Annotated in this window: 1 protein-coding gene; it reads left to right on the top strand. The window is 63.2% G+C overall.

The annotated features are described in order from the left end of the window. A partial coding sequence (gene istA / locus AACY08_RS27710) for an IS21 family transposase (RefSeq protein WP_339472299.1) occupies positions 1-734 on the top strand: 734 nt, incomplete at both ends.

The raw sequence follows: 734 nt of genomic DNA, 5'->3' as shown, positions 1-734 counted from the left end.
CTTTCCGTCCAGCTACCAGAGCGTCAAGCGGTTTGTGCGCACGTTGCGACACAGCGATCCCGAGCAGTTTGATCGACTTGAGTTCCTTCCCGGCGAGGAGGCCCAGGTCGACTATGGCGAGGGCGCTCTGACGATTGATCCCAGGAGCGGCCGGTACCGCCGTCCTCGCCTGTTCGTGATGACGCTGCGCTACTCGCGGCGCAGCTTCCGGCGGGTGGTGTGGCAATCCAGCCAGCAAGTCTGGGCGCAGCTCCACGAAGAGGCGTTCCGGTATTTTGGCGGGGTCCCAAGCTATGTCGTGCTCGACAACCTGAAGGAAGGCGTCCTCAAGCCGGATTTGTACGAGCCCGAGCTCAACCCGATTTACAGCGCGATGCTGGCTCATTACGCCGTGGTCGCCGATCCCGCGCGGGTGGCCGATCCCAATCGGAAAGGATGCGTCGAGAGCGCGATTCAACATACCCAGGGCACCGCGCTGGCCGGACGGCGCTTCGAGACACTGGAAGCCCAGAACGAGTTCTTGAGGCACTGGGAGGAGAATTGGGCCTCCAAGCGCATCCACGGCAGCACGCGTCGTCAGGTCGAGGCGATGTTCCAGGAGGAGAAGCCACACCTGCGGCCGTTGCCAGTAGCTGCCTTCCGCATCTTCACCGAGGTCGTTCGGACCGTCTGCGACGATACCACCGTGCGTGTTGATAGCAGCTATTACGCCGCGCGGCCTGCGCCCATCGGCA

It is taken from the genome of Pseudomonas sp. EL_65y_Pfl1_R83, from assembly GCF_963970695.1.
Lineage (GTDB): Bacteria > Pseudomonadota > Gammaproteobacteria > Pseudomonadales > Pseudomonadaceae > Aquipseudomonas > Aquipseudomonas tritici.
This window is presented reverse-complemented; position numbering and strand designations above follow the sequence as displayed.